Origin of the sequence: Variovorax raffinosi (assembly GCF_051216615.1) — a bacterium.
Lineage (GTDB): Bacteria > Pseudomonadota > Gammaproteobacteria > Burkholderiales > Burkholderiaceae_C > Variovorax.
In genome coordinates, this window is record NZ_JBPJZR010000006.1 from 396,846 (window position 1) to 422,876 (window position 26,031).

Genomic DNA, 26,031 nt, shown 5'->3' on the forward strand with positions numbered 1-26,031 from the left:
CGGTCAGTCCGTGGCGATGTCGTAGAAGCGTTGCGCGGTGCCGCACCAGACTTGCGCCTGTTCGCTGGCCGACAACTGTCCGATGAAGGCATCGCTCACCGAGATCCAATCGGCGTAGTCGCCGACCAGCGTGAGCACCGGCCAGTCGCTTCCCCACATGAGGCGCGCGGGGCCGAAGCATTCGAGCAGGTGCTCCCACACGGGGCGGACCGCGCTCACTGCAGCATCGATGCGGTGGTGCGTGGACGAAGGCGCTTCGCCCCAGAGGCCTGAGAACTTGCAGCGCACGTGTGGCAACGCGGCGAGCGCGGCGATGTCCTTGCGCCATTGCGCAAAGGCCTCGCTGTCGTGCGCACCCACGGGTGGCTTGGCGCCATGGTCGATCACCACGGGCAACTGCGGCCAGTCTTGCAGGAAGCGCAGCAGCGGCGACAGATGCCGTGGCTTCACCAGTGCATCGAAGCGCAGGCCGAGTTGCATCAGCGCCTGCACTGCATCGGGATGCGGCCTGTGTGCGATCCAGTCGTCATCGGGCAGGTCTTGCAGCATCGGCCGCACGCCCTTGAACTTCGGGTGCCGTGCCATGCGTTCCAGCGAGGCTGCAGCATCGGGCCGGCTCAGGTCGACCCAGCCGACCACGCCGCCGATGACTTCGTGCGCCGTCGCGAGTTCGAGCATGAAGTCGGTCTCGGCTTCCGAGTCGGCCGCCTGCACCAGCACCGTCCGGCTCACGCCATGGGCTTGCAGCAACAGTGCAAGGTGCTCGGGCAGGAAGTCGCGCACCAGCGGCGCCACGGCGGGCACCTCGGCGCGCAGCCACCCATAGTCGCCGCGCGCGGGCCGCCAGAAATGCTGATGGGAGTCGATGCGCTGGATCATGTCGGGACGCGGGCAGCAGGATGCCGCCGGACGCCTTGCCTCTCTAGTCCATATACGAACAGAGTATTTACATGCGAATTTTCAGCGTCAAGCGCGATTCGTCGGGGCTTACCCGTAGAACGAAATTTGCAAAAAGCCGAGGTCGCTGGTGAAATTCACCAGTGAACAAATCTCTTCAATCCGAAGCCACGGCCAAGGCCGCCGAAGACCCCGACCGCTACCGCGCGCCTGCGCTGGACAAGGGCCTGGACATCCTCGAACTGCTCGCCGACCAGCCCGAGGGCCTGACGCGCGGCGAGATCGTGAAGGCGCTGGACCGCGGCCCGAGCGAGATCTATCGCATGCTCGAACGGCTGGTGGCGCGCCAGTACGTGCTGCGTTCGCTCGCGGGCGATCGCTACAGCCTGAGCCTGAAGATGTTCGACCTGGCGCACCGCTATCCGCCGAACCATCGGCTGGTCACGCAGGCGTTGCCGGTGATGGACCGTTATGCGAAAGAGGCCGAGCAGGCGTGCCATCTGGGCGTGTACGACCGGGGCAATGTGCAGATCGTTGCGCAGGTCAACAGCCCGGCCGCCAGCAGCATGACGGTGCGCCCGGGCACGCGTGTGAATCTGCTGGACACCGGTTCGGGTCAGGTGCTGTTGGCCTGCGAATCGGATGCGCGGCGCAAGCAGATGTTGGCGGAGCACGTAGCGCTCGACGGTGAGGTGCAGATACCGCCCGACGAACTGGAGCACATGCTCGAAGCGGTGCGCGCCACGGGTTACCGGCAGAGGGAGAGTCTTCAGTACTTTGGTGTGATCGACATCTCGTGCCCGATCCTCGGGCCGCACGGCCATGCGCTGGCGGTGCTCACCACGCCGTACATCCGGCGCATCGACCGGCACGCGATTCCGTCACTGGACCGTGCGCGCGAGTTGATGTTGCAGGCTGCGCGTGATCTGTCTCTTGTCGCTAATGCCACATAGAGGGTTGTTTCGTCGCTTGTTGCCGTGGGGTTCGGGTGCATTCGGGGCGAGTGCGAATGACACCGGGTGCTCCCCTCCGCGAATGTCCCCCGGGGCGCTGCGCGCCCCTCCTCCTTTATTTCGCTGCGGGGAGCACCCGGTGCCATTCGCACATGGGCACGCTGCTGGTGATCGTGCGATCAACCACCGCTCTGTCCAGCGCTCGCGCCGATACGGGGCTCTTTTTCGCGAAATAAAGGAGGAGCGAAGCGGGGGACATTCGCGAAAAAGAGCACCGTGTCGGCGTGAGTGCCGCCCCGAAAAGACTCACTCAGCGTAGACGCCAGCCGCTTTGATGATCGGCGTCCACTTGGCGATTTCGTCGATCACGAACTTCTTGTGGCCCGCAGGTTCGATGCGACCATCGGTAGCCACAACAGCACCCAGCAGCTCTTCGCGATGAATGAAGTCCGGGTCCTTCAGTGCCACCTTCAACGCATCATTGAGCTTCTTCAGCACAGGCGCGGGCGTGCCCTTGGGGGCGTACAGCCCGTGCCAGATCGTCACCTGGAAATTCTTCAACCCGGCCTCATCGAGCGTAGGCAGGTCTTTCAGCATCGGCAGCGCAAGCCGCTTGGGCGTGGTCACCGCGAAGGCCTTCACCTTGCCCGCCTGGATCTGCGGCGTCGTGTTGGTCGTCTGGTCGCACAGCAGGTCGATCTGGCCGCCGATCAGGTCGGTGATGGCCGGCGCGGTGCCCTTGTAGGGAACGGCGGTCATCTCGGTCTTGGTCGCGCTCTGGTACAGCAGGCCGCACAGGTGCGAGGCCGAACCCACGCCCGCATTGCCGATGTTGATCTTGCCCTTGTTGGCCGCGATCCAGCTCGTCAGTTCCTTGTAGTTGGTCGCGGGAATGCTGGGCTTGGAGATCAGCGTCATCGGCACGTCGTTGACGATGCCCAGGTACTCGAAATCGGTCTCGACCTTGAACGGCAGGTTGCGCACCAGGCTCGGCACGGTCGCCATCGCGATGTGGTTGAGCAGCAGCGTGTAGCCATCGGGCGTGGCGCGGGCCACCTTGGCTGCACCGATGGAACTGCCCGCGCCGGGCACGTTGTCGATGATGACGGTGCCGCCGCCCAGCGGCTTGCGCAGCGCTTCGGCCAGGTCACGCGCCACGCGGTCGGTGGGGCCGCCGGCCGCGAAGGGCACGACGATGGTCACCGACTTGCCGGATGGAAAGTCTTGCGCGTGGGCGCCGGCGGCAAGGGCAATCGCCGCGAGGGCGAACAGTTTTTTCATGAAGTCTCCGTCGAGTTGGGAAAAAGAAATTCAAGGTGCGCGCGAAGGCACGCGGGTTTCTAGCACAGGCGGTTGCCACGCGGGCTGGATGTGGCAGCCGTTCTTGCCGTCGGTGTCATAGCGCGGCATCAGCGCCTTGCATCGCTGTGCGAGGCCCTCGGGCGTGGGCTTCTCGCCCTTGTCGATCCAGTCGAGCAGCGCGGCAAAAAGCGCGGGGTATTCCGAATCGCTCAGATAGCTGTGCTCATGCTCGGCGCTGAAGCTCTGCACCAGACGGTCGCCGGTGCCGGCTGCGTCGCGGATGCGGCGGTAGGCGTTTTCGAGTTCGACGAATGCGGTCGGGTCGTCGATGGCATGCAGCCCGACCGTGGGCAGCGACGTGCGGCCGGTGGGCTGGCTGTCGGCCGCCAATGCGCCCTTGGCTTGCGGGTCGGCCGCATAGCGCAGCACGCCGGCATTGAGCGCCGCATCGTCGGCCGAGCCCTTGTAGACCACGCCGATGTTGCCGAAGGGGTTGCGGCCACCCAGGCGCTTTTGCACCAGGTCCTGGAACAGCCAGGTCGCCCACGTCAGGTGGCCGAGCAGCGAACGCTCCTGGATCTTCACGACCGACAGAATCGTCTTGAGCCGCGCCGCCTGCTCGGGCGTGCGTTGCGCGGCGGGCATGCCGACGCCGGTGCAGGCCTTCACACGCTCGGCAAGGTCGGCGCGCGTGAGCTTCGAGTCCAGCGGCAGCCCCATCCACAGCGGGTACTGCGGCTCGTCGGGGCGCGGATGGTTGCGGCAGACGTACTGGTAGACCACGCGCAGGTCGAGCCGAAAGTCGTAGTTGTTGTTGCCGCCGCCGATCACGCCGCTGGTGAGCAACAGGCCGTCGTAAGGGCTCTTCAGCGTCACTGCTCCGCCTGCGGGCGCGTACAGCTCGGCCGCCTTGGCGGCCACGCCGCCGCCGTAGCTCTGTCCGTGCAGCAGCGTGCGGCGCGGCTGGCCGAAATGGCGCACGAAGATCTGGCGCAGGCGCTCGGTGTCTTCGGCCGACATGGTCACGCCATAGCCGCCGCGCCGGTAGGTGGAGCCGGCCCAGGCGTAGCCGGCCTTCACGGTGACGGCCCAGCGCTTGAGGTCTTCCGCGCTGCGCGCCAGTTGGGGCGGGCCGGTCTCGGGGCCGCCGTGCGCATGCATCACGAGCACGCCGCGGTTCCAGTCCTTCGGAATCGCGATCCAGTAGAGCGCGCCCGTGCCGTCCTCACCGGTGTAGCAGCGCGCGGCCTCGGGCACGGGCGCCGGGCAGGTCGCGGGCTTCGGCGCCGCAGCGGATGCCGCATGCGCGGACATCAGCGGCGCCGTGCCGAGCAGGGCGAATGCGGCCAGTGTGGACAGTTGTTTTTTCAATGACGTACTCCGAGTTCGAGCGCTGCTTGCCCTGCGTCCGTGGAGACAAAACCGAGGATGCCGCTGTTGAAGATGAAACTGCCCGGGCGGCCGGCATCGGACTGCACCACGCCGCTCACTGTTGCGTCGTAGCTCAGGTTCGCGGCCGTGCCGTCCAGGTTGAAGCTGCTGCCCGCCACCGTGGCTGCGCCGTTCTTGCCCTTCACGCTGGCCATGACGTAGGTGCCGTCGGCCGGGCCGAGCCCCAGCTTCTGCTCCTGCGTCGCGAGCAGGCGCAGGCCCGTGGTGCTGGACTCGCGCATCAAGTGCAGCGGCACGGGACTGCCGTTGACCAGGCCGATCACCATCGAACCGGCGGCGGTGCCGCCCGAGTTGGTGGTGGTCGTGGTATTGAAGATGTCGAAGGCATTGCGGCTCGCGTTGTAGACGATGTAGCCCTTCTGCGTTTGTCCGCAGCCCTGGTCGTAGGTCATGAAGCCGCCCGACACCGGATTGCAGTACTGAAAGGTCCCGCCGTTGCGCAGCCGTCCCGACGAAGCGTGCGCCGTCGCGGTGCCGGTGCCCGTCTGCTGCACGCCCACCGCATTGAACTTGAAGGCCACCGGATCGAACTTCAGAGGGTCTTTCGAGTTCTCGAAGGTATTCTGGAACGCCATCAGCGGAGAAAAATCGGTGCCGCTCGGCGGCTTCACGCCGCCCAGCAGCACGCCGCCCGGTGCAAAGCTGAAGATCGCACCCTCGCCGCTCGAATAGCTGCAAGTGCCTTGCTCCACCAGCGAGCCGCTGCTCGCCACGCCGACCCGTCCCGCTGCGCCGGCATCGATGGTCACGGTGTAGGCCATGGTGGACGGATCGATCTTCACGTGCAGTTCTTCGCCGAAGCTGTTGCCACCTTTGTAGCTCGTCACGGCCGCCGGGAAATTGGGACAACCCAGCGGATCGCCCACTTCGGTCACGCAGCTGTAGTTGACCGCCGCATCCAGGCTGCCGCTGCCGCGGTACTTGGGCCACGACGGGAACAGGCACAGCGGGCGCGTGCGGCCATAGGTGGCGGTCACCGCATCGACCGCCACGCCGGTGGCGGGTGCCAGGCCGCCCTCGACCCATCCTTCGAGTGCCGCGAGCGAATCCCAGTTGGGAATGAACACGCCCGTGCCGTGGCCCATGCCGGGCACGGTGTAGAAGCGCATGCCCTTGTCCACCGCCGGCTGGCCCAGCGTGGCGACCACCTGCTTGTAGTAGTCGATGGTCGAGTTGTTGCTGATCACCTCATCGGCCAGCCCGTGCAGCATGATGAGCCGCCCGCCGTGGTCGAAGAACGGCGCCAGGTTGGGGTTGGTCGCATCGGTGAGGTTTGACACCTCGGTCACACGCGCCGCGTACGCGCCCGGATTCACCGGATCGAGGGTCAGCGTGTTGAAGTTGGCGTCGCGCGTCACGAAGAACTTGGTCCACTGGTCGCCGGTGATGTACACGTTGGCGTCGAGCGCGGCGGCGGTCGTGCCGAGGTCGCGCGTGGTGTACGGCCCCGCGATCTGCGTGCCTTCGAGGATGTTGTAGCCGCCCGCGCGCTTGACGCCGTTGGCCAGCGAATAGGTGCTGAACTCCAGCGGGTCCTCGATGGCGCGCACGGTCTTGATCTGCGCTTCCGTCAGGCAGGTGTCGCCCGTGGAGATGTCGCCGGGACAGCGCGGCAGCGCAGCGAGGATCTGGTCGTTGAGCTTGCGGCAGCTCTCGACATTGCTCACGATGTTGTCGACCGCGCCGTCGAGCTTGTCGCAGGCGGCCTTCACGGCGTTCTGCACCAGCATCGTCTGGGCCACGGTCATCCAGCCTGCGGCATTCTTGTTGTAGAGCGCGCGCCCCACGGCCACGTTCGACAGCCGCGTGCCGGTGTAGTTGAGCGCGGGCTCGTTGGCGATGACGCCGTCGTAGTCCAGCGGCCAGCGCTGGATGTAGCTGAGCGCATCGCGCCCGCCGGTCGAGGTGCCCAGGAAATAGGCGTGCTTCGGTGCGACGCCGTAGCGCGCGAGCACCAATGCCTGCGCCACGTCACGCGTCTTCTTGAGCGACTGGCCGCCGTAGTTGGCGAGTTGCTCGTCGTTGGCCGCGAACCTGCCGTCGGTGATGCTGCTCGACTGGTGGCCCGAGTCGTCGCCGTAAGTGGCGTAGCCAAGCGCCAACGGCGCGGGCTTGCCAGCCGGGCCGAAGCGGATGACCTCGGTGCCGTCGATGAGCACGCCGTCGAAGCCGCCGCCGCCGAAATGGATGGTCTTCTGGTTCCACTTCTCGGGCAGGTTGACCGCGAAGTTGATGAGTTGCGACGCCGGGTCCACCGGCTGGATGGTGCCGCGCACACGGCAGTAGTCGCCCAACTGGTTGCCGGCAGCGCCCGCCGCCACGGCCGTGGCGCTGATGACAGTGGCGCCCCGCGTGGGCAGGCTGATCAGCGAGGCAGGCAGGCTCTTGCCCGCAAGGTCCGCGCAGGACAAAACCGGCTGCACGGGCACAGGCGGCGGATTGTCAGGCGGGCTGTCGGGCGGGTTGCTGTTGTTGCCGCTCACGGGCGGGTTCGCGGGCAGGCTCGGGAAGAAGCCCGAGCCCCCTCCTCCACCGCCGCCACCGCAGGCGGCGAGAACGAGCGACATGCCGATCGCCGGGCCGAACGAACGGCACGCACGAAGGGCGCGATGAATCATCGATGCAGGGCGCAGTGAGCGCATGGTCTTGTCTCCGGCATGCAGCCTCATCGGGCTGCTTTTTGAATGGGCGGCCGGACGATAGATTCACGAGTGACTTCGGGTCAAATAAAATAAAGAGGCACTTTCAATATGAAAAACATATGGATATCCGGGCACTGAAGTACTTCGTGGCCGTCGCGGGCACCGGCCACATGACGCGCGCCGCCGAGCAACTGGGCATCCAGCAACCGCCGCTGAGCCTGCAGATCAAGGCGCTGGAACGCGAGCTGGGCGTGCTGCTGTTCAAGCGCCATCCGCGCGGCGTGGCGCTCACCGATGCGGGCCGGCTGTTCCAGGTCGAGGCGCTGCGCATGCTGCAGGACATGGACGCCATGAAGCAGCGCATGGCGCGCGTGGCCAGCGGCCAGGCCGGCACGCTCGCGTTCGGCTTCACGAGTTCGGCCGCGGCGCACCGCTTCATGCCCGAGGCGCTGCGCGCCTTCCGCCGCGCGCACCCGGGCGTGGAACTGCAACTGCGCGAAGACAACGCCGCCGAGCTGACCGAGGCACTGGCCGCGGGCCGGCTGCACTGCGGCCTGCTGCGCGTGCCGGTGGCGCGGCCCGAAGGGCTGGTGTTCGAGACACTGCTGCGCGAGCCAGTGTGGGTCGCGATGCCGAGCGACCATCGCTTTGCGTCTGCGGCCGGCAAGAAGACTTCACGGCCGTTGCCGCTGTCGAAGCTGTGCGAGGAAGGCATCATCCTCGTGCGCCGGCCGGGCGCGCCCGGCCTCTATGCCGAGCTGCTCGCGCTGTGCCACGCCAAGGGCCTGCGCCCGCGCGTGGTGGCCGAAGTCGATCGCATGATGACCAACCTGAACCTCGTGGCCGCGGGTGTCGGCCTGTCGGTGGTGCCGGCCTCGATGACCGGTGTGCATGCGCATGCCATCGCCTACACGCGGCTGGCCGATGGCGGCCAGCTCGACGCGCCGCTCACGCTGGTGTCGCGCGCCGAAGAAGACAACCTGCCCGCGCAGCACTTCGCCGCGCTGCTGCGCAAGCTCGCAGCCGAGAATCCGAGGTCATGACCGTGCCACCGCTGCAGCGCCGCCACTTCATGCGCCGGATGGGCGCCGGGGTCGCGGCTGTGTGCGCATTGCCGCGCCTGTCATACGCCGCGTCGCCGCCCTGGCCCAATCGCCCGGTGCGGCTGATCGTGGTGTATCCGCCCGGCGGCGTGAGCGATGGCATGGCGCGCGTGCTGGCCGATCCGCTGTCGCAATCGCTCGGCGTGCCGGTGCTGATCGAGAACCGTCCCGGCGCGGGCGGCAGCCTCGGCATGGATGCGCTCGCGCGCTCGACGCCCGATGGCTGCACGCTGGCCTTTTCCGCCATCAGCCCGCTCACGCTGCATCCGCTGATCGCCCGCGTGCCCTACGACCCGTTGCACGCCTTCGCACCGGTGGCCAGCGTGATGCGCACGCCGGTGCTGGTGGTCGGCACGCCGGCCTTCACCGGCCGCGGCTTCGGCGAGCTGATCGCGCAGGCGCGCAGCCAGCCGGGCGCGGTGCGCTGGGCCACCTCGGGCGTGGCGACCATCGGCCACATGGTGCTCGCGCAGGTGCGCATGCAAAGCCGCACCGACATCACGCACATCCCCTACCAGGGCGGTGGTCCGCAGCTCAACGACGCGCTCAGCGGGCAGTTCGAGGTGCTGTCGACCAACGTCGCGGCGCAGCAGCTGCAGTACATCGAAGGCAGGCGCTTCCAGGCGCTGGCGGTCGGCGCGCCCGCGCGCATCGAGGCGCTGCCGGCGGTGCCGACGCTGGCGGAACTCGGTTTTGAAAAGGCGAATCGCGATTCGCTGTTCGGCATCTTCGCGCCGGCCCGCACGCCGGCTTCGGTGGTGCAACGGCTCAATGCGGAAGTCAATCGCGTGCTGCGCGGCGAGGCTGTGCTTGCGCGTTTGCGCGGCGCCTACAACCTGCCGGCCGGCGGCAGCATCGAAGACTTCGCGCATGAAATCGCCATCGACCGGCGGCGCAACCGCGAGCTGGTGGCGGGCGATCGGTCGCAGTTCGACTGACTGACCGATCGATCAGCTCTCTGCGGTCCAGAGACGGGGGTAGTCCTTCACGAAGCCGTCCGGCGTGACGACCAGCACCTGCGCATAGTCGAAGCGCTTCGCCTCGTAGGCGTACTCGCTCTCGCTGCGCCGCTCGTAGCGCTGCATGAGTTCGCTCAGCACGCCGCCGCCGTCCAGGTCGACCCACGCCGCCGGCGCATCGGCGCTCTCGCCCTTCGCGAGGCTGAGTCGCCGCAGTTGCAGCAGGTTGGTCGCGGGCGTGAAGCCCAGGTCGAGATCGACGCAGTGCGACATGTCGGACACGGCTTCGTCGTTGAGCTTCCAGTGGCCGCGCGCATCGCGGGTGATCGACAGGTCGATGGCCGAGTCGCCGAGCCAGCCGCGCACGGTGCCCCATTGCGTGTGCCAGTGCAGGTCGCAGCGCACGCGGTAGTGCAACTGGCCGATGCGGCCGTCTTCCATGCGGAACACGGCGGCGCCGTCGAGTTGCCAGGCCGAGGCATTGCGTTCGAGACGGCAGGCGTCGTGGCCCGGTGCATCGAGCCTGCGCCAGAGAATGGAGGCGACGGTTTGCATGGCGCGGATGATGGACCGGCATGCTGCGGTGCGCAAGCCCTGCCCCTTCGTCGTTGCAGGTGGCAGTCAGGTTCGGGGGCTAGCGTCGGCGGCGCATGACGCCGCCCCCAGACCCCTCCGATCCCTCCAACAGGCCCCGCACGCCGCCGACGCTGCGCGTGCTCGACCTGATCGACCGCGCCGCGATGCCGCTGGCCATTGCCATCGCGCTGCTGCTCTTCCTGCAATGGCCGCTGCGCGACCTCGCTGGTTCGGGCAACGGCCCGACGCAAGCGAACGATCTTGCGCAGTGGCTGTTCGCGCTCTATGTGGCGGTGGCGTTGCGGCATGCGGGGCGGCGCGGCGCGCACCTCGTGGCCCGGCCCGACCTGGCCGCCGACACCACCAGCCGCTTCGCTCGGCTGCGCCGCATCGGCGCGGCGTTGTGCGTGCTGCCGTGGGCGCTGTTCCTGATCGTGACGGCCGCCGTGCCGGTGGTGCGCGCGGTGATGGCGATGGAGCTGTTCCCCGACACCTTCAACCCGGGCTATTTCATGATCAAGGTCGCGCTGCTGTTGCTTGCCATGCTGCTGGCCGTGCAGAGCGCGCTCGACCTCTGGCACGAACGCAGGCCCGCGTAAGCACAGATGGCCTGGTTCGGACTCGCCCTGCTCGCGCTGGCCCTGGCGCTGATGATGACCACCGGCTGGCCGACCTACGCCGTGCTGCTGGGCGTGTGCACGCTGGGCGCGGTGGCGGGGCTGGCGCTCGGCGCCTTCGACGTCGCGCTGCTGCAGAACCTGCCGTGGCGCATCGTCGGCCTGCTGGAGCACGACTTGCTGCAGGCCCTGGCGCTCTATGCGCTGGTCGGTGCGCTGCTCAACCGGCTGGCGCTGGCCGAGCACCTGTACAACGGCCTGCGCAAGCTGCTGGCTTTTGTCGTACCGCGCGCCGCAGCGGAGCTGGCCGGCATGGTGCTGGGCCTGATGCTCGCGCCGATGAACGGCTCGGTCGGCGCCAGCCTGCTCACGCTGGCGCGCACCGCCGGCAAGGGCTGGGCGCGCGAAGGCTTGCCCGCCGACCAGCGCACTGCCCTCGTTGCCGTGACCAGCACGCTGGGTGTGATCGTGCCGCCCTCGCTGGTGCTGCTGTTGCTCGGCGACGCGATGCTGCGCGCGCACACCGAGGGCGTGAACATGGCGCGCGAACTGTCGCTGCCCACGGCCGCCGCCGGAGCCGCCAACCGCATCGTCAACACGCAGGACATCCTGCAGGCCGCGCTGGTGCCCGCGGCGGCGCTGCTGCTGGGCTGGCTCGCTGTTGCGTGGCTTGGCGCGCGACGCAAGCCGGTGCCGAGCGCGCCACGCGAACCGATCGACCGCCGCGAAGGCTGGACGCTGCTGCTCGTGCCCCTGTTGATCGGCGCGCTGCTGGTGCTGGTCACCATGGGCAAGGTGCGCGCGGTCGAGGGCGCGGCCGCTGCCTGCGTGATGCTGCTGGGTTGGGGCCTCGTGTCGCGCCAGCTCACGCGCCCGGTACTGTGGCAGGTGCTCGACGATGCGATGGCGCTCACCGGCGCGCTCTATGCGCTGCTCGCGGCGGCCACCACCTTCTCGCTGTTGTTGCGCGGCTTCGGCACCGACGGGCTGATCGCGCGGCTGATGCTGTCGCTGCAGGGCCATCCGATGCTCGGGCTCATGGCGGTGCTGGCCGTGCTGCTGGCCTGCGCCTTCGTGCTCGATGCCTTCGAGCTGATCTTCCTGATCGTGCCCATCGTGATGCCGCCGGTGCTGGCGCAGCTCGACGACGCGGCATGGATCGCCACGCTCACCTTGCTGGTGCTGCAGGCGGGCTTTCTGCTGCCGCCCTTCGGCTATGCGCTGGTACTCGCGCGCGGCCAGGTCGCGCCGCGCCCGCCGGTGGCTGCCATCGCACGTTCGTTGATTCCCTACCTGGCCGTGCTCGCCGCAGTGACGGCTGGTGTGATGGCGCTGCCGCAAACCACGCGCTGGCTGCGCACCTCATCGACCGCGTTGGCGCCGGCCGAGCCGATGAACGAGGAGGCGGTCGACCGGCTCATGCGCGAGATGGCGCCACCGCCCGATACGGGCGACAGCACCACTCCGCCCGACGAGAAATAAGCGCCCGCACGTGCCGGACAATGCGCGGCACCATGACCAAGCTCCCCGCTGCGCTCGCCCTATTCCTGTCCGTTCTTTTCTGCGGCGCCGGCCACGCCGCAGCCACGCTGAAAGACGGCGACATCATCTTCCACACCTCGCGTTCGGCGCAGAGCGTGGCGGTGCAGCGCGCCACCGGCTCGCGCTACAGCCACATGGGCATCGTGCTTTTGCGTGACGGCAAGCCGTATGTGTTCGAGGCCGTGTCGACGGTGCGCTACACGCCGCTCGCGCAATGGACAGCGCGCGGCAATGGCGGCCACTATGTGGTCAAGCGCCTGCGCGATGCCGACAAGCTGCTGACACCCGGCGCAGTGGCGCGTCTGCATGCGAAGACCTCGGACTTCGCGGGCCGCTCGTACGACCTGACTTTCGAGTGGTCGGACCAGCGCATCTACTGTTCCGAACTCGTGTGGAAGCTCTACCAGCGCGCGTTGGGCATCCGCATCGGCGAGTTGCAGAAGATCCGCGAATTCAACCTGACGGACCCGGCGGTGCGCGCCAAGATGCGCGAGCGTTACGGGGACAAGGTGCCGATGGATGAGCCGGTGATTTCGCCCGTGGCGATGTTCGAGTCGCCGCTGCTTGTGACTGTCGAGACGCGCTGAGGGGTTTCTGCTATCTGCGTTTGGGGCGCTGCTGTTCAGGGCGGCACTCACGCCGACACGGTGCTCTTTTTCGCGAATGTCCCCCGCTTCGCTCCTCCTTTATTTCGCGAAAAAGAGCCCCGTATCGACGTGAGCGCTGGACAGAGCGGTGGTTGATTGCAGGATCACCAGCAGCGTGCCCCTGTGCGAATGACACCAGGTGCTCCCCGCAGCGAAATAAAGGAGGAGCGAAGCGGGGGACATTCGCGGAGGGGAGCTCCTGGTGTCATTCGCACCCGCCCCGAATAAACCCGATCCCGATCCCGCCCCAACTGTGCCCCTGGATAGGCATGACCATCCCAGCCGCGAGACAATCGTTTCCGTGAGTTCCCAGCCCCCGCCAGCCCCACCGATCCGCCGCATCGCCCACCTCGACATGGACGCCTTCTACGCGTCGGTCGAGTTGCTGCGCTATCCGCAACTCAAGGGCCTGCCCGTGGTGATCGGCGGCGGACGCCGGCGCGTGGACGAGGCCATCCGCAACCTGCCCGAAGGCGGCACGCTGGCCGACATTCCGGTCGATTCGTTTCCGCTGCTCAAGGACTACACCGGCCGCGGCGTGATCACCACCGCCACCTACGCCGCGCGCCAGTTCGGCGTGGGCTCGGCCATGGGGCTCATGAAAGCCGCCAAGCTGTGCCCGCTGGCCATCATCCTGCCGGTGGACTTCGACGAATACCGGCGCTTTTCGCGCGCCTTCAAGCAAGTCATCCTGGAGGTGGCGCCGCTGATGGAAGACCGTGGCGTGGACGAGGTGTACATCGACTTCACCGACGTGCGCGGCGGCCAGCGCAACGGCGGGCGTTCGCTGGCGCGGCTGCTGCAAAAAGCCATCTTCGATGCCACGGGCCTGACCTGCTCCATCGGCGTGGCGCCCAACAAGCTCATCGCCAAGATGGCGAGCGAGTTCAACAAGCCCAACGGCATCTCGGTGGTCTACGAGGACGACCTCGAAACACGCATCTGGCCGCTGCCCTGCCGCAAGGTGAACGGCATCGGCCCCAAGGCCGACGAAAAGCTCAAGCGCTTCGGCATCGAGACCGTGGGGCAGCTTGCGGCACGCGACCGCGACTGGCTCGTCGCCACCTTCGGCAAGGCCACCGGCGCGTGGATGCACGAGGTGGCCTGGGGCCGCGACAACCGGCCGGTGGTGACCGAGAGCGAACCGGTCTCCATGAGCCGCGAGACCACCTTCGACCGCGACCTGCACGCGGTGCGCGACCGCGCCACGCTGGGCGCGATCTTCACCGACCTGTGCGAGCGGCTCGCCGACGACCTGCAGCGCAAGGGCTACGTGGGCAAGACCATCGGCATCAAGCTGCGCTACGACGACTTCAAGATCGCCACGCGCGACCAGACCATCGACCGCTTCACCGACGACGGCAAGACCATCCGCCAGGTCGGCGGGCAATGTCTCAAGCGCGTGCCGCTGGAGCGGCCCTTGCGCCTGCTTGGCGTGCGCGTGGGCGCGCTCGCCAAGGCCGGCAGCCCTGAGGCGCTGGCACCGGCAGGTGCTGGTGGGCAACGCACGGCTGCTGAGCCGGTGTCGACCACCGCATCGCTGTTCTGAGCGTCGACACCATGGCTATCAAACGCTGGCTCAAGCGCATTGCATTCACGCTGCTGGGGTTGGTGGCGCTGGTCGGGCTTTATGTGGCCACGGCCAGTGCGCTGGTGCTGTGGCCCGCCAATGCCGACAAGCCTTCGGATGCCGTTGCGACGACGAATGCACCCGAGGTGCAGGCCTGGGTGCTGAGCAACGGCGTGCACACCGACTACGTGTTCCCGATCCGCTCGGCCACCATCGATTGGCAGCAGCTCTTTCCGCTGGCGGACTTCCGCGCGGTGCCGCCGGATGCCGAGTTCATCGCGATCGGTTGGGGCGACCGCGAGTTCTACCTGAACACGCCCACCTGGGCCGACCTGACGGCCTCGCGCGCCTTCGGTGCGCTGTCGGGCGGCAACCGCTCGCTCATGCATGTGAGCTACCTGCAGCGCGGGCAACTGGGGCGCGGTGCGTTCAACCTGCCGCTCTCGCAGGCCCAGTACGCGCAACTGGTCGGGTACGTGCAACGCACGTTGCCATCGGGCCACGCGACGCCCATCGCGGGCGCGCACTACGACAGCCAGGATGCCTTCTACGAAGCCGAAGGCGGCTACAACCTCTTCGAGACCTGCAACACCTGGATCGGTCGCGGGCTGCGGCAAGCCGGCGTCACGGTCAGCCGCTGGACGCCCTTCGATTTCACCGTGACGTGGCACCTGCAACCGGCAACGCACTGAGCGTTGCCGTCGCCGCGAATCAGTCCAGCCCGTCGAAGTCCGCGTCGTCCGGCCCGATGTGCGGGGGCGAGCGCCAGCCGGCATCGCGCATCGAACGCGCCACCTGGTGTTCCACGCCCATCAGCACCGCGAACAGCGCCATGCGCACGGGAATGCCGTTGTCGGTCTGGCGGAAGATCGCCAGCCGCGGGTCGTGGTTGAGGTCGATGCTCAGGTCGTTCGCACCGGGGCGGCCATCGCGCGGCAGCGGGTGCATGAGGATGGTGTCGGGCTTGCAGACCGTGTCGACCAGCGCCTTGCGCACCTGGAACTCCGGCGTGTAGCCCTCGATTTCCTCGCCTGCGAAGCGCTCCTTCTGGATGCGCGTGGCATAGACCACGTCGGCACCGCGCAGGCCTTCTTCGAGCGATTGCGTCTGCTCGATCACATGGCCGTTGCGCGACACCAGGTCGAGCAGGTAGGCCGGCATTTCCAGCGACGGCGGCGCGATCAGCGTGAACTTCAGCCCGCGGTACAGCGCCAGCAGCCGGATCAGCGAATGCACCGTGCGGCCGTACTTCAGGTCGCCCACCATCGCCACGTGCGTGCCGTCGACCAGCTTGCCCATGCGCGAGAACTCGCGCTGGATGGTGTACAGGTCGAGGATGGCCTGGCTCGGGTGCTCGCCCGGTCCGTCGCCCGCATTGATGACCGGGATGTTGGTGGCGCGTGCGAACTCGGCCACCGAGCCTTGCTCGGGGTGGCGAACCACCAGCGCATCGACATACCCGCTCATCACGCGGCTGGTGTCGTAGATCGATTCGCCCTTGGCCATCGACGAGAAGGTAAAGCCGGTGGTGTCGCACACCGTGCCGCCGAGCCGGCAGAACGCCGCGCCGAAGCTCACACGGGTGCGGGTGCTGGCCTCGAAGAAGAGGCTGCCGAGAACGGCGCCTTCAAGGATGCGCGTGACCTTCTGGCGCCGCGCGATGGGCTGCATGACGTCGGCGACCTGGAACAGGTCTTCGAGGCTGTCGCGCTCGAACTGCGCCACCGACAGCAGGTGCGGGCGGCCTTCGGCGGCGATGCGCTGGCCGAGCGGGCGGTCGTCGGCGCCGGCGGTTGCTTGTGCTTCCCGCTGAAGGATTTCGGCGACGAACTTGCCGACCATTTCGGGCATGGCCCGCGACTCGCCGGAGTCGGCTGGCAGAAGCCAGGTGTCGAGTGCCCGGCGGCGAACACCCAGGCGTTCGGAGAACGCGTCGCGGGTCAGATTGAGGCGGCGCATGGCGTCGCGCAGGATGTCTTGTTGCTGGCTCATGGGCCGAGAATATACGCCATGAGCGCAATTTCTTTGATGAAATTTACGCAATGCGTATATTTTTGGATTACCTCTGCAGGCTATCGCTGGAATCCCGTCAGAGCCTGTCTGGCGCGATCTGTTCGGGGCTGAGCTGGGGCCGCTGTTCAGGGCGGCACTCACGCCGACACGGTGCTCTTTTTCGCGAATGTCCCCCGCTTCGCTTCTCCTTTATTTCGCGAAAAAGAGCCCCGTATCGGCGCGAGCGTTGGACAGAGCAGTCGTTGATCGGCTGCACACCAGCAGCGTGTCCATGTGCGAATGGCACCAGGTGCTCCCCGCAGCGAAATAAAGGAGGAGGGGCGCGTAGCGCCCCGGGGGACATTCGCGGAGGGGAGCACCTGGTGTCATTCGCACTCGCCCCGAATGAACCCGCATCAAGAGCCCATCAGCATGGCCCAGTGAAGTGAACAGCCCCCGCTCAGGGCTTAGGCACACCGCCCTGCCACTGCGGCCAGTTCGCCACGATGTGATCCACCACGCGGCTGCCGACGAGTTCGATGTTCTCCACCGTCTCGGCAAAGCCACCCGCCGTCTCGCCCGGTGCCGGGTCCAGATGCTGCAGTGTGGTTTCCTTCGGGCTGCCCTGGTCGAAGTTGACCGCGCCGCGCAGGCTCATCACGCGGTCGGTGCCGTGCGTGCGCTTGATCACGAGGGTGATGGCGGCGGCCTCCATTTCGGTGATGACGTAGTCGTCGGCGCCGTAGAGCTTCGCGATGTACTGCGCCTGCTTCGACATGCCGGGGCCGTGGAAGAAGGTGTCGCCGGTCATGTGCGTGCCGGTGCCCACGAAAGGCGCGCGGCGGGCTGCCGCATCGGGGTAGCGCAGGCGGTACTTGCGCGCCGACTCCGAGTCCTTGAGCGGCGTGTCGGCCGAGAGCTTCATCGCCCAGCCCACGAGGTCGGGGTTGATCCTGAAGCGGCGGTATTCCTCGTAGCCCTTGCGCGGCATGAAGGTCGGCTCGCCGGCCTTGTTCTCTTCGGGCGCCCAGCGGTGGCCCAGGTCGTAGTCCACGAGCCAGGTGGCCCAGCTCACTTCGCCGATGGTGCCGCGCGACGGCGGCGTGCCGGCCACGCCGGAGATCACGTAATAGGCCTGCGAAAAGTCGAACTGCGGGTTCAGCAGGATCGCCTGCATCGACGACGACGAGTTGACCTTGCCCATGCCGAGCACCGCGCCGCACACGCCGTCGACGTTGCAGTACACCGGCTGCAAGGCGCCGGGCACGGCCATCGGCTTGGCGTTCATCCAGTAGCGCTCGTACCAGTGCTGGAACTCGCCGGCGCGGTCGCCGGTGTTCTTGCCGATCTCGAACATGGCGGCGACGAACACCTTGACCTTGATGGGCGCAGCGGCTGCCGTGGCGGCGGTCGCGGTCGTTGCGGGCGGGGTCGAAATGGAAGCGCAGGCGGTGGCAAGCAGCGCGACGCCGCACAGCGCCAGCAGACGCGTGCCAAGGGAAGACCAACGAGGGAACATTCTGAAACTCGGTAAAAAGAAAAGGACACCGGACAGCAGCAACAAACGCGCCCGGTGCGCCGGCAACGCGCGCGGCGCCCTGCGCGCAAGCTGCAATTGTCGGCTCAGCCGCCGGTGGCGAGCCTGAGGCGCACGCTGTCGGGTTCCAGCGTGATGGCGTAGCCGAGGTCTTCGGCCAGGTTCTGCAGCGCGACGGCATCGATGGCCAGCGCGCGCGGCGCGCGGTGCGCGTCGAGCACGGCCTGCGTGGCGCCGGGCTCGCGCGGCAAGGCGTGCAGGCGCAGCGCATCGGCTCCGTCCGCGTCGATGCGGATCGTGCCGGCCTCGGCCACGCCGTCGTGCAGGTAGCCCAGTGCGCCCAGGAAAAGATAGCGCAGCGCGGCGCCGGCGGGCCATCGCTGTTCGTCCTCCTGCGGGGCCAGGGCGTCGTCGACCGCCAGCGACACGCCATGCAGATCGAAGGCCGAGCGCATCAGGCTCACGCATTGCGCCACCAGCGCGCTGCGCGAGATGCCGTCGTCCGCGGTGGCCAGCTCCCAGTCGCGCAGCGAGCGAATGGCGTGGACCAGTTCGGTCACCTGGTTGTCGATCAGCGCCACGCGCTCTTCACAGGCGGCGGCATCGATGGTGCTGGCGCTGACCTGGCGCTTGAGCATCAGCAGCGCCATGCGAACGACCGAGACCGGCGCGGCCATGTCGTGGCGCAAGGCGGGCAAGGCGCGCGTGAGCAGTTCATGGCGCACGCCGGCGGCGATCCAGCTTCGCGCTCCGGGAGAAGACTTCATCGCGCGGTGGCCGAAGGCGGCAGGGTCATCATCGGCCCGGACGCGGGGAACGCCTGCGCGCGAGCACGGGCGCGGCCTGCAAGGCTGAGGGCGACGAAAGGCACGGTCACGGGGTACTTCCTGAAACAAGAGAGAAGGCCACGAGTATCGGGCCCGCCTCCCGCATCGGACGTAGGAACCTGCCTACGGCGGCCCGGCCGTTCAGGGCTTGCCGAGATAGGTGCGCACGTCCGTCACCTCGACGCCCGCGGCGGCGATGGCCGAGCGCAATTGCTGCTCGCTCACCTCCAGCGTCTGCGTCCAGTAGCGGACCTCGTGCGCTTCATTGACGTTGATGCGGGCGGCATCCTGCGGCTCGCGCTTGCTCAGGTCATCGGCCATGGTGTGGTTTCCTTTGTTGAAGCGGCGACGATGCGGCGCGCTCCGGGGTCGGGCTGGAGGACGGCAGCGCGCCTGCTTGCAGGAAATATCCGAGGCGGCAGGCCGCCGCGCCTAGGGCTGCCGGGCCCGCGCCTGCAGTTCCCGCTTGAGCAGCTTGCCGTTGGCCGTGGTCGGCAGGGCGTCGATCACCTCGATGCGGGCCGGCCGCTTGTACGGCGACAGGTGCTCCACCAACTGCACGCGCAAGGCGGCTTCATCGAGCGCCGCGCCGGGCTTCATCTCGACGAAGGCGACGATCTGCTCGTTGCCATCGGCCTCCGGCACACCGACGACCGCGCACAGGTGCACGCCGTCGAAGCGGCCGATCACCGCTTCGATCTCGGCCGGGTAGACGTTGAAACCCGAGCGGATGATCATTTCCTTCAGCCGCCCGACCACGAACAGCGCGCCGTCTTCGCCGAAGCGCCCGAGGTCGCCCGACGCATACCAGCCACCGGGGCGCATCACTTGTGCAGTGGCCGCCGCATCGCGGAAGTAGCCCAGCATCAGGCCCGGGCCGCGCAACCAGATTTCGCCGGTGTCGCCTTGCGCGGCGTCTTCTCCGTCGAGGTTGACGATGCGCGCCTCGCCGCCTTCGACCGGATGGCCGGCGGCCGTGTCGGTGCGCGGTGACTCAGTGCGCGTGAGAAACACCGAGCCCGCGTACTCCGACAGGCCGTAGCCGTAATGCAGCGGTTGCCCGAACAGGCGCTCCACGCGCTGCTTGAGTGCCGGGTCGAGCGGTGCCGAGCCGGTGTACACGTAGCGCAGGTGCGGAAAGCGGGGCACCACCTGTTCCGCATCGATATGAGCCAGCAGACGCGCATACATGGTCGGCGGGCCGAGCAGGTTCGACACCTGCTCGCCGGCCAGTGCCTGCAGCATGTCGGCCGGCGAGAAGGCACTGCGCAGCACCAGCGACGCGCCACCGGTCAGCGCGGCCATCAGCACCGTGCCGATGCCGAAGATGTGCGTCATCGGCAGGAAGGCGTAGGCACGGTCGCGTTCGTTCAGCGCGCGCACGCTGGCCGACACGCGCCCGAAGTGCAGCAGACCGCGATGCGACACCATCACGCCCTTGGGCGTGCCCGAGGTGCCCGACGTGAAGATGATCGCGGCCGTGTCGGCCAGCGCCGCATCGGGCTCCGCACGTGCATCGGCGCGCACCGCCGAGCGCATCACGCCCTGCAATGCAGCCGGCACCGCACCGGCCCGCTGCGCATGCCGCCCCGCCGATTCGGAAGCCCCGGTCGTGAAGCAGCACAGGCGCGCATCGGCCCGCTCGACGATCGCCGCGACCTCGCCCGGCGACATGCGCGCGTTGACACCGCACGACCACGCACCAACACGGCTGCAGGCCATCAGCAGCGCGATGTGCGCGGCGCAGTTCTCTGCCACCAGCACCACGCGGTCGGTCGCTCGTACACCGGCATCCAGCAGATCTTGCGCGGCCACGTCGACCATCGCCTGCAGCGCCGCATAGGTCGCGGTGCTCCCAGGCTCGAAAAGAAAGACGGCATCGGGCGTGCGCACCGCACGCGCCTCCAGCAACTCATGAATGCGCCGCATCGCCTATTCCGCCTCGATGCCCTTGGACGCGCTCGCCCAGAGCTTGCGGTCGGACACGCCCTTGGTCGCCAGCAGATCGGCCGCACCCGACCACACGTCGTAGCCCTGCTCGCGCAACCGGCGCGCGATGTCTTCGCGCGCCAGCATCTTCTGCGCGGCCGCATTCACGCGCGCGACCAGCGCCGGGTCCATGCGCGCCGGGCCATAGAGACCGAACCAGCCGCCCACGTCGTAGCCGGGCACGCCCGACTCGATCATCGTCGGCACCTCGGGCAGCATGCGGTTGCGCTGGCGCGAGGTCACGGCCAGCGCGCGCACCTTGCCCGACTGGATGAAGGGCTTCGACGTGGCGATGATGTCGAACATCATCGTCACCGTGCCGCCCATCACGTCGGCCAGTGCGGGCGCGCTGCCCTTGTAGGGCACATGCGTCATCTGCACGCCGGTCATCTTCTCCAGCAGCGCGCCGCTCAGGTGGTTGGAGGCGCCCACGCCCGCCGAGCCATAGAACACCTTGCCGGGCCGCGCCTTCGCATAGGCCAGCAGCTCGCTCACGTTGCGCACGGGCAGCTCGTTGTTGACCACCAGCACGTTGGTGTAGTCCACCAGCGGCGCGATCGGCGTCAGGTCCTTCATCGGGTCGAAGGCCATGTGGCGCTGCACGTTCGGGTTGATGGTGATGGTCGGGCTCGCGCCAAAGAACAGCACGGTGCCGTCGGGCGCGGCCTTGGCGACCGCATCGCCACCGAGCGAACCGCTGGCGCCGGGCCGGTTGTCGACGATGACCTGCGTGCCCAGCTCCTGGCTCAACGCGGGCGCGAGCAACCGTGCCGCGCCATCGACCGGGCCACCGGCGGAATAGCCGACCACGAGCTTGATGAGCGACGGCAATGGCTGCTGTGCAAAGGCACGGGAAGGCAACGCCGCAAGCGCTGCGCTGCCCGCCAGCGCGGCCATGAGCTGGCGGCGCGAGAAGTCGATGGGTGTCATGAGCGTTGTCTCCTGTTGTGTATTTCTTCGGCGGCTCACATCGCTCAGGCTGGCAGGTCGAGGACTTGCCGCGCGAGGATGTTGCGCTGTATCTCGTTGGTGCCGCCGTAGATCATTGCGGCGGTGGAGCCGATGAGCGGCGACAGCACGTTGAAGGTCTGCCCGTCGAGCACCTGGTCGCCGGCGACGGCGCCCTGCTCTTCCCCGGCCTCGACCAGCAGCGCGCCGATGCGATGAAAAGTCTCGCTGGCCCAGATCTTCAGCAGCGACACCGACGCAGGCAGCGGCTTGCCGGCCCGCACGATGTCGGCAAAGCTCGTGTAGGCGGCGGTCAGGTCGGCCACGTCGAGCCGCAATGCGGCAAAGCGCTGCGCGAACACCGGGTCGGCGAACAGGCGCCGCGCCTGTGCCAGCCGCGCGAGCTGGCCCAGCGCGTACTGCGACTGCTTGGGGCTGCCGAGGAAGATGCGCTCGAAACCCAGCAGCGCCTTCGCAATCGTCCAGCCGCCGTGCAGCTTGCCCACGAGGTTTTCGGCCGGCACGCGCACGTTGTCGAAGAAGACTTCGCAGAACTCCGGCTCGCCCGCCAGCGTGTGGATCGGCCGAACGGTGATGCCCGGCGTGCGCAGGTCGCACAGCAGGAAGCTGATGCCCTCCTGCTTGCGCGCGTCCTTGTCGGTACGCACCAGCATGAAGATGTGGTTGGCGTCCTGCGCGAGCGTGGTCCAGATCTTCTGGCCGTTGACGACGAAGTGATCGCCTTGCGCATCGCGCGCAGGCAAGGCCTCGGTGCGCAGGCCCGCGAGGTCGGAGCCGGCGTTGGGTTCGGAATAGCCCTGGCACCACACGTTCTCGCCGCTCAGGATGCGCGGCAGAAATCGTTGCTGCTGCGCGGGCGTGCCGTGCTGAATCAGCAGCGGTCCGATCATCACGATGCCCTGGTCGGGCGCGCGCGCCACGCCGTACTGCTCCAGCTCCTCGATCCAGGCGATGAGCTTGTCGGCCGGCAGGCCCATGCCGCCATGCGCCTGCGGCCACGCCGGTGCGATCCAGCCTTGCGCGGACAGCGTGAGGTACCACTCGCGCATCTCGCTCCAGCGCGCGCGGTGCGACAGGTAGCGCAGTTCTTGCGGATAGCGTTGTTGCAGGAAGCCACGCACCATGCGGCGGAAGTCGGGCTCGGGCATCGCGGCCCAGTCGGCCTGGCGCGGGAAGTCGCCGGTCCAGGCTGCCGAAGTGCCCGAAGTCGTCTCGGCCTCTTCCGTCAGCGCGGCATGGCGGCGCTGGTGCGCCGTGACGTTGCCCAGCCATGCGGAAAGGCACAGCACGCGCTTGTAGAACAGGCTCAGGTCGCACTCCTGCGTGTAGCCGATGGCGCCATGCAGTTGCACGGCCGCGCGCGAGGCTTGCAGCGCAGCCGCAGTGCAGCGTGCATTCGCGCGGCTGGCCTCGGCTTCGAGCCGGTTGCACGACAAGCCCTGCGCCGCCAGCGCGAGCACTTCGTTCAGCGTGGCCTGCGCCACTTCGAGGTGAATGAACATGTCGACGCAGCGGTGCTGCAGCGCCTGGAAGCTGCCGATGGGTTTGCCGAACTGCGAGCGCGTGCGCAGGTAGGCCAGGGTCTGGGCCAGCATCGCCTGCCCCGCGCCCAGCAGCTCGGCGGCCTGCAGGATCTGGCCGGCGGCGAGCGCATGGCGCAGTGCGTCTTGTGCAGCAGGCCCTTGAGCGAGCACAGCGCCGGGCGGCAGCGCGACCTGCTCGAAACGCAGGTTCGCTGCCTGGCTGCCATCGACCAGCGGCACCAGCGTTTCGCTCACGCCTTCAGTGCCGCGCGGCACCCACAGCAGCACCGCATCGTCGTCACCGCGCGCCGACACCAGCCATCCGCTGGCGGCGGCGCCGGGCAGCACCATGAGCTTTTCGCCTTGGAGCAGCACACCGCCTACCTGTGCGCCGTGCACTTCACAGCCGCAGGCCAGCGGCACCGCGCTCAGGTCGCCCGCGCTTTCCTGCCAGGCCAGTGCGGGCAGGCTGCGGCCTTCGACCAGTTCGCGCAGCAAGCCGTGCGCCCCCGGCGTGTCCAGCCGTGCCAGCAACAGCGCACTGAGCCCGGCCACCGCGAGCAGCGGTTCGGGCGCCACGTGCTCGCCAGCCGCGCGCAGGATTTCTGCCGCACCGTCGAGCCCCAATGCAAGGCCGCCCGCGGACTCAGGCGCCAGCATGCCGGGCCAGCCGAGGGCCACGATGTCGGGCCAGCCTTGCGCCTCGTCGCCGTCCGGTTGTTCGGTGCGGGTGCGCCGCCTGCCGATGGCGCGGCTTCGCACGAAGTAGTCCAGCGCCGCTTCGCGCACTGCCGCAAGTGATTCGGTGTCCATCCAGTTTGCCTGCCTCGTTCCGTTGCAAAGACGGATCGCAGCGTGCCTGAAGACCCCGTTGCAGGGCATTTGCATTTGCCGAAGGGAGGGTTTCGCAATCAAAGAGCCGCCTTGCGCGGGGAGGCATAAATTCGCCCCATGACCAAGATCAAGAAATCCCTGCACACCGAACTCGGCCACAGCACGCCCGACAAGATCACCGTTCGCGGGCGCGACCTGCCGTCCGAGATCCTCGGCCACCTGAACCTGGGCGACATGGCCTTCCTGGAGCTGACCGGGCGCATCCCGACGCCGCAGGAGTCAGTAACCTTCAACGCCATCGTCGTCACGCTGGTGGAGCACGGCGTCACGCCCAGCGCGCTGGCCGCCCGCCTCACCTACGCGGGCGCCCCCGAGGCATTGCAGGCGGCTGTGGCCGCCGGCCTGTGCGGGCTGGGCACGGTGTTCGTGGGCAGCACCGAAGGCGCGGCCAAGATGCTGTACGAGGCGATTCCGTTCGGCGAGAAGCCGACGCGCCCGCTCGCCGACATGGCCAAGGACATCGTGGCCGACCACCGCGCACGCAAGCAGATCGTGCCGGGCCTGGGCCATCCGCTGCACAAGCCGATCGATCCGCGCACGCCACGCCTGTTCCAGATCGCGGCGGAGAACGGCCTGTCGAGCCACTACGTCGCGCTGATGCAGGCGGTGCAGGAAGAAGCCGAGCGCGTGTCGGGCAAGTCGCTGCCGATCAACGCCACCGGCGCCATCGGCGCGATTGCCGCCGAGTTCGGCTTTCCGTGGAAGATCATTCGCGGCTTCGGCGTGATGGCTCGCGCCATCGGCCTGGTGGGCCACATCCTCGAAGAAATCGACGACCCGATGGCCATCGAGATCTGGCAACGTGTGGAAAAAGAAGCCGGCGGCCCGCGCCAGGACTGAGCGAGCGAACGAGCGAACAGCAAACGATGATGAACAACGCCAACGACAAGACCTTCCCCGATATTCGCGACGCCGTGCGCGACCTGTGCGCGCAGTTTCCCAACGAGTACTTCCGCAAGATCGACGAGGCGCGCGGCTACCCCGCCGAGTTTGTCGATGCGCTCACCAAGGCCGGCTGGATGGCCGCGCTGATCCCGCAGGAATACGGTGGCTCGGGCCTGGGCCTGACCGAGGCCTCGGTGATCATGGAAGAGATCAACCGCTGCGGCGGCAACTCCGGCGCCTGCCACGGCCAGATGTACAACATGGGCACGCTGCTGCGCCACGGCAGCGAAGCACAGAAGCGCAAGTACCTGCCACGCATCGCCACCGGCGAGCTGCGCCTGCAGTCGATGGGCGTGACCGAGCCCAGCACCGGCACCGACACCACCAAGATCAAGACCACCGCCGTGAAGAAGGGCGACCGCTACGTCATCAACGGGCAGAAGGTATGGATCTCGCGCATCCAGCATTCGGACCTGATGATTTTGCTGGCGCGCACCACGCCGCTGGCGGACGTGAAGAAGAAGTCCGAAGGCATGTCGATCTTCATCGTCGACCTGCGCGAGGCCATCGGCAAGGGCATGACGGTGCGGCCGATCCTGAACATGGTGAACCACGAGACCAACGAGCTGTTCTTCGAGAACCTGGAGATTCCGGCGGAGAACCTGATCGGCGAGGAAGGCCAGGGCTTCAAGTACATCCTCGACGGTCTGAACGCCGAGCGCACGCTGATCGCGGCCGAATGCATCGGCGACGGCTACTGGTTCATCGACAAGGTGACGGCCTACACCAAGGAGCGTGTGGTGTTCGGCCGCCCCATTGGCCAGAACCAGGGCGTGCAGTTTCCGATTGCCGAAGCCTTCATCGAGATCGAGGCGGCCAACCTGATGCGCTACGAAGCCTGCCGCCTGTTCGATGCGCACCAGCCCTGCGGCGCGCAGGCCAACATGGCGAAATACCTCGCGGCCAAGGCAAGCTGGGAGGCCGCCAATGCCTGCCTGCAGTTCCACGGCGGCTTCGGCTTTGCGTGCGAATACGACATCGAGCGCAAGTTCAGGGAAACGCGGCTGTACCAGGTCGCGCCGATCTCGACCAACCTCATCCTGAGCTACGTGGCCGAGCACATGCTCGGCCTTCCTCGCTCGTTCTGAAGGGACC

22 protein-coding genes are annotated in these 26,031 nt (G+C 67.7%); 10 read left to right on the forward strand and 12 right to left on the reverse strand.

Annotated features, from left to right (window positions below):
• Positions 1-3: 3 nt before the first annotated feature.
• Positions 4-879, reverse strand: a complete 876-nt coding sequence (locus tag ACSFB7_RS20345) for an amidohydrolase family protein (protein WP_435473314.1) — start codon at positions 877-879, stop codon at positions 4-6.
• Between the two features lie 161 nt (positions 880-1,040).
• Between ACSFB7_RS20345 and ACSFB7_RS20350 the strand changes: the two genes are divergently transcribed.
• Complete coding sequence (locus tag ACSFB7_RS20350) at positions 1,041-1,850, forward strand: IclR family transcriptional regulator (protein WP_435473316.1); 810 nt, start codon at positions 1,041-1,043, stop codon at positions 1,848-1,850.
• A 306-nt stretch (positions 1,851-2,156) separates the two neighbouring features.
• Here ACSFB7_RS20350 and ACSFB7_RS20355 read toward each other — a convergent pair whose 3' ends face one another.
• The 3 genes from ACSFB7_RS20355 to ACSFB7_RS20365 are packed head-to-tail and all read right to left on the reverse strand — an operon-like array spanning position 2,157 to position 7,246.
• Entirely contained in the window at positions 2,157-3,131 is a 975-nt protein-coding gene (locus tag ACSFB7_RS20355) for a tripartite tricarboxylate transporter substrate-binding protein (RefSeq protein ID WP_435473318.1), read from the reverse strand.
• A 30-nt stretch (positions 3,132-3,161) separates the two neighbouring features.
• The gene (locus tag ACSFB7_RS20360) at positions 3,162-4,523 is read right to left on the reverse strand and encodes an alpha/beta hydrolase family protein (protein ID WP_435473320.1); all 1,362 of its coding nucleotides are present in this window, start codon (positions 4,521-4,523) and stop codon (positions 3,162-3,164) included.
• Positions 4,520-7,246, reverse strand: coding sequence for a tannase/feruloyl esterase family alpha/beta hydrolase (locus ACSFB7_RS20365; RefSeq protein WP_435473322.1), 2,727 nt, complete (start codon positions 7,244-7,246; stop codon positions 4,520-4,522). Before ACSFB7_RS20365 ends, ACSFB7_RS20360 begins: the two co-directional genes overlap by 4 nt.
• A gap of 119 nt (positions 7,247-7,365) precedes the next feature.
• Between ACSFB7_RS20365 and ACSFB7_RS20370 the strand changes: the two genes are divergently transcribed.
• Both ACSFB7_RS20370 and ACSFB7_RS20375 read left to right on the forward strand, forming a co-directional pair.
• Positions 7,366-8,289, forward strand: a complete 924-nt coding sequence (locus tag ACSFB7_RS20370) for a LysR family transcriptional regulator (protein ID WP_435473324.1) — start codon at positions 7,366-7,368, stop codon at positions 8,287-8,289.
• Positions 8,286-9,287, forward strand: a complete 1,002-nt coding sequence (locus ACSFB7_RS20375; RefSeq protein ID WP_435473326.1) for a Bug family tripartite tricarboxylate transporter substrate binding protein — start codon at positions 8,286-8,288, stop codon at positions 9,285-9,287. The genes ACSFB7_RS20370 and ACSFB7_RS20375 overlap by 4 nt, the downstream gene beginning before the upstream one ends.
• Positions 9,288-9,299: 12 nt before the next feature.
• Here ACSFB7_RS20375 and ACSFB7_RS20380 read toward each other — a convergent pair whose 3' ends face one another.
• Positions 9,300-9,863 (reverse strand): putative glycolipid-binding domain-containing protein, encoded by a 564-nt coding sequence (locus tag ACSFB7_RS20380; RefSeq protein ID WP_435473328.1) that lies wholly within the window; start codon positions 9,861-9,863, stop codon positions 9,300-9,302.
• Between the two features lie 95 nt (positions 9,864-9,958).
• Here ACSFB7_RS20380 and ACSFB7_RS20385 point away from each other — a divergent pair, with 95 nt between their 5' ends.
• The 5 genes from ACSFB7_RS20385 to ACSFB7_RS20405 all read left to right on the forward strand — a co-directional run bounded on the left by ACSFB7_RS20385 (position 9,959) and on the right by ACSFB7_RS20405 (position 14,952).
• Positions 9,959-10,483 (forward strand): C4-dicarboxylate ABC transporter substrate-binding protein, encoded by a 525-nt coding sequence (locus ACSFB7_RS20385; protein ID WP_435473330.1) that lies wholly within the window; start codon positions 9,959-9,961, stop codon positions 10,481-10,483.
• A 6-nt stretch (positions 10,484-10,489) separates the two neighbouring features.
• On the forward strand, positions 10,490-11,983 hold the full coding sequence (locus ACSFB7_RS20390; protein ID WP_435473332.1) for a TRAP transporter large permease subunit: 1,494 nt from the start codon (positions 10,490-10,492) through the stop codon (positions 11,981-11,983).
• A 32-nt stretch (positions 11,984-12,015) separates the two neighbouring features.
• Entirely contained in the window at positions 12,016-12,630 is a 615-nt protein-coding gene (locus ACSFB7_RS20395) for a YiiX family permuted papain-like enzyme (protein ID WP_435473334.1), read from the forward strand.
• A gap of 361 nt (positions 12,631-12,991) precedes the next feature.
• Positions 12,992-14,239, forward strand: coding sequence for a Y-family DNA polymerase (locus tag ACSFB7_RS20400; RefSeq protein WP_435473336.1), 1,248 nt, complete (start codon positions 12,992-12,994; stop codon positions 14,237-14,239).
• 11 nt (positions 14,240-14,250) lie between these two features.
• Positions 14,251-14,952, forward strand: coding sequence for a TIGR02117 family protein (locus tag ACSFB7_RS20405; RefSeq protein ID WP_435473338.1), 702 nt, complete (start codon positions 14,251-14,253; stop codon positions 14,950-14,952).
• A 19-nt stretch (positions 14,953-14,971) separates the two neighbouring features.
• Here ACSFB7_RS20405 and ACSFB7_RS20410 read toward each other — a convergent pair whose 3' ends face one another.
• From ACSFB7_RS20410 to ACSFB7_RS20440, 7 genes are all read right to left on the reverse strand, one after another.
• Complete coding sequence (locus ACSFB7_RS20410) at positions 14,972-16,252, reverse strand: aspartate carbamoyltransferase (protein WP_435473340.1); 1,281 nt, start codon at positions 16,250-16,252, stop codon at positions 14,972-14,974.
• 460 nt (positions 16,253-16,712) lie between these two features.
• Positions 16,713-17,771 (reverse strand): purine-nucleoside phosphorylase, encoded by a 1,059-nt coding sequence (locus ACSFB7_RS20415; protein WP_435473342.1) that lies wholly within the window; start codon positions 17,769-17,771, stop codon positions 16,713-16,715.
• Positions 17,772-17,875: 104 nt separating this feature from the next.
• Positions 17,876-18,556 (reverse strand): hypothetical protein, encoded by a 681-nt coding sequence (locus tag ACSFB7_RS20420; RefSeq protein WP_435473344.1) that lies wholly within the window; start codon positions 18,554-18,556, stop codon positions 17,876-17,878.
• Between the two features lie 201 nt (positions 18,557-18,757).
• Positions 18,758-18,937, reverse strand: a complete 180-nt coding sequence (locus ACSFB7_RS20425) for a DUF3606 domain-containing protein (protein ID WP_435473346.1) — start codon at positions 18,935-18,937, stop codon at positions 18,758-18,760.
• A 111-nt stretch (positions 18,938-19,048) separates the two neighbouring features.
• Positions 19,049-20,545, reverse strand: a complete 1,497-nt coding sequence (locus tag ACSFB7_RS20430; protein ID WP_435473348.1) for a class I adenylate-forming enzyme family protein — start codon at positions 20,543-20,545, stop codon at positions 19,049-19,051.
• 3 nt (positions 20,546-20,548) lie between these two features.
• A complete protein-coding gene (locus tag ACSFB7_RS20435; protein ID WP_435473349.1) occupies positions 20,549-21,535 on the reverse strand; it encodes a Bug family tripartite tricarboxylate transporter substrate binding protein in 987 nt (328 codons plus the stop codon).
• A gap of 44 nt (positions 21,536-21,579) precedes the next feature.
• Positions 21,580-23,910: an acyl-CoA dehydrogenase family protein gene (locus tag ACSFB7_RS20440; protein ID WP_435473351.1), complete on the reverse strand. Its 2,331-nt coding sequence runs from the start codon at positions 23,908-23,910 to the stop codon at positions 21,580-21,582.
• Between the two features lie 138 nt (positions 23,911-24,048).
• On the opposite strand from ACSFB7_RS20440, the gene ACSFB7_RS20445 reads away from it, so the two are divergent.
• Together ACSFB7_RS20445 and ACSFB7_RS20450 are read left to right on the forward strand one after the other, a co-directional pair.
• Positions 24,049-24,831, forward strand: a complete 783-nt coding sequence (locus tag ACSFB7_RS20445; RefSeq protein WP_435473353.1) for a citryl-CoA lyase — start codon at positions 24,049-24,051, stop codon at positions 24,829-24,831.
• Positions 24,832-24,860: 29 nt separating this feature from the next.
• Positions 24,861-26,024: an acyl-CoA dehydrogenase family protein gene (locus tag ACSFB7_RS20450; RefSeq protein WP_435473355.1), complete on the forward strand. Its 1,164-nt coding sequence runs from the start codon at positions 24,861-24,863 to the stop codon at positions 26,022-26,024.
• Positions 26,025-26,031: the final 7 nt, after the last annotated feature.